This is a genomic window from Streptomyces sp. NPDC058877 (assembly GCF_042742855.1).
Classification (GTDB): domain Bacteria; phylum Actinomycetota; class Actinomycetes; order Streptomycetales; family Streptomycetaceae; genus Streptomyces.
This window is the reverse complement of the sequence record NZ_JBHYMF010000351.1, coordinates 1-3,029: the sequence shown is the minus strand read 5'-3', so window position 1 is coordinate 3,029 and position 3,029 is coordinate 1. Positions and strand designations below refer to the sequence as shown.

Below are 3,029 nucleotides of genomic sequence, written 5' to 3'. Positions count from 1 at the left end.
GTGCGCACAGTCGTGCGCACGGGCCCGTGGACGTGTCCGGCCCCGCTCACACGCCCCCAACTACCTTGCGCTCCCAGCGAACAGTTCGGGAACCGGGATGGCGTTGTCCTACCTGCGCGTTAGGGTCCATGAATACGGGGGCACTGCCCTCAGAACGAGACGCGGAGACGGCCCGGGGCCGTCGGAGACGAGCAGGTGGATACGTGACGAATCTGAAGCCTTACGCCGCGGGTGAGCCGTCCATCGGTGGCGGCCTCGGCGACCATGTCTACAACCGGCTGCTCGGCGAGCGCATCGTCTTCCTCGGCCAGCAGGTCGACGACGAGATCGCCAACAAGATCACCGCCCAGATGCTCCTGCTGGCCGCCGAGCCGGAGAAGGACATCTACCTGTACATCAACAGCCCCGGCGGCTCGGTGACGGCCGGCATGGCGGTCTACGACACCATGCAGTTCATCCCGAACGACGTCGTCACCATCGGTATGGGCATGGCGGCCTCCATGGGCCAGTTCCTGCTCACCGCCGGCACCCCCGGCAAGCGCTTCGCGCTGCCGAACACCGACATCCTGATGCACCAGGGCTCCGCCGGCATCGGCGGCACCGCCTCCGACATCAAGATCCAGGCCGAGTACCTGCTGCGCACGAAGAAGCGCATGGCCGAGATCACCGCGCACCACTCCGGCCAGACCGTCGAAGCGATCATCCGTGACGGCGACCGCGACCGCTGGTTCACCGCGGAGGAGGCCAAGGAGTACGGCCTCATCGACGACATCATCACGCACGCCGCGGGTGTTCCGGGCGGCGGCGGCACGGGCGCCTGAGCGCCGGCAGCCCGCCGAAGAGCCCCAGCCCCCCGCCGAACGCCACCAGGACGGTGAACACCCAGATGCAGAACAACCTCTCCCCGAGCGGCCTCTACACCGGCGCGCCGATGGACAACCGCTACGTCGTGCCGCGCTTCGTCGAGCGCACCTCGCAGGGCGTGCGCGAGTACGACCCGTACGCGAAGCTCTTCGAGGAGCGCGTGATCTTCCTCGGCGTGCAGATCGACGACGCCTCGGCCAACGACGTCATGGCGCAGCTGCTGTGCCTGGAGTCGATGGATCCGGACCGCGACATCTCGATCTACATCAACAGCCCCGGTGGCTCCTTCACCGCGCTGACGGCGATCTACGACACCATGCAGTTCGTGAAGCCGGACATCCAGACGGTCTGCATGGGCCAGGCGGCCTCTGCCGCGGCCGTGCTGCTCGCCGCCGGCACCCCCGGCAAGCGGATGGCCCTGCCGAACGCCCGCGTGCTGATCCACCAGCCCTCGGGCGGCACCGGTCGTGAGCAGCTCTCCGACCTGGAGATCGCGGCCAACGAGATCCTGCGGATGCGCAGCCAGCTGGAAGAAATGCTGGCCAAGCACTCCTCGACCCCGATCGAGAAGATCCGCGACGACATCGAGCGCGACAAGATCCTGACCGCCGAGGACGCCCTCGCGTACGGCCTGATCGACCAGATCGTCTCGACCCGCAAGAGCACGGCCGCCGCGGCAGCCTGACGCTCGACCTTCCCTCGCCGTGGTTGGCGTGGCCGAATTGCGACCATGCCAACCACGCCAAGGGGGGCCCGAACGGGGGGCCCGGCAAGGTACCGTCGAATATGAGGCACCAGGAGTCGCTGAACCAAGCGCTCCCAGGCGAAGGGGAAGCACCTCGTGGCACGCATCGGTGATGGCGGCGATCTGCTCAAGTGCTCGTTCTGCGGAAAGAGCCAGAAGCAGGTGAAGAAGCTCATCGCGGGACCCGGTGTGTACATCTGCGACGAGTGCATCGACCTCTGCAACGAGATCATCGAGGAAGAACTCGCGGAGACGAGCGAGGTGCGCTGGGAGGAACTTCCCAAGCCCCGCGAGATCTACGAGTTCCTCGAGGGCTACGTCGTCGGGCAGGAGCCCGCGAAGAAGGCCCTGTCCGTCGCGGTGTACAACCACTACAAGCGCGTCCAGGCCGGCGAGAACGGCGGCGCGCAGGGCCGTGACGACGCCATCGAACTGGCGAAGTCCAACATTCTGCTGCTCGGCCCCACGGGTTCCGGGAAGACGCTGCTCGCGCAGACCCTGGCCCGCATGCTCAACGTTCCGTTCGCCATCGCCGACGCAACGGCGCTGACGGAGGCCGGCTACGTCGGCGAGGACGTCGAGAACATCCTGCTCAAGTTGATCCAGGCCGCCGACTACGACGTCAAGAAGGCCGAGACCGGGATCATCTACATCGACGAGATCGACAAGGTCGCCCGTAAGAGCGAAAACCCGTCGATCACGCGTGACGTCTCCGGCGAGGGCGTGCAGCAGGCCCTGCTGAAGATCCTGGAGGGCACCACCGCCTCCGTGCCTCCGCAGGGCGGCCGGAAGCACCCGCACCAGGAGTTCATCCAGATCGACACGACCAATGTGCTCTTCATCGTGGGCGGCGCCTTCGCCGGTCTGGAGAAGATCATCGAGTCGCGGGCGGGAGCCAAGGGCATCGGTTTCGGGGCGACCATCCGCTCCAAGCGCGAGATCGAGGCGAGCGACCAGTTCCAGGAGGTCATGCCGGAGGACCTGGTGAAGTTCGGGATGATCCCCGAGTTCATCGGCCGCCTCCCCGTCATCACCTCGGTCCACAACCTCGACCGCGAAGCCCTGCTGAAGATCCTGGTCGAGCCGCGCAACGCACTGGTGAAGCAGTACCAGCGCCTCTTCGAACTCGACGGCGTGGAGCTGGACTTCGACCGCCCGGCCCTGGAGGCCATCGCCGACCAGGCGATCCTCCGCGGCACCGGCGCGCGCGGCCTGCGCGCCATCATGGAGGAGGTCCTCCAGTCGGTGATGTACGAGGTCCCGTCCCGCAAGGACGTGGCCCGCGTGGTCATCACCGCCGATGTGGTCCGCAACAACGTCAATCCGACGCTGGTCCCGCGGATCGTGAAGAACGACGGCAGGCACGAGAAGTCGGCCTGAGCCGTCCGCCGCACATGGTAGGAGGGGCGCCCCGCGGATC

General features: G+C 66.9%; 3 protein-coding genes. All 3 read left to right on the top strand.

The window, feature by feature from the left end:
- Positions 1 to 203 precede the first annotated feature (203 nt).
- Entirely contained in the window at positions 204 to 821 is a 618-nt protein-coding gene (locus ACFW2Y_RS35350; RefSeq protein ID WP_384887719.1) for an ATP-dependent Clp protease proteolytic subunit, read from the top strand.
- Positions 822 to 886: 65 nt separating this feature from the next.
- Entirely contained in the window at positions 887 to 1,549 is a 663-nt protein-coding gene (locus ACFW2Y_RS35345) for an ATP-dependent Clp protease proteolytic subunit (protein WP_189801817.1), read from the top strand.
- Between the two features lie 156 nt (positions 1,550 to 1,705).
- Positions 1,706 to 2,989 carry an ATP-dependent Clp protease ATP-binding subunit ClpX gene (clpX, locus tag ACFW2Y_RS35340; RefSeq protein WP_030494070.1) on the top strand — a complete coding sequence of 428 codons (1,284 nt, stop codon included), beginning with the start codon at positions 1,706 to 1,708 and terminating at the stop codon, positions 2,987 to 2,989.
- Positions 2,990 to 3,029: the final 40 nt, after the last annotated feature.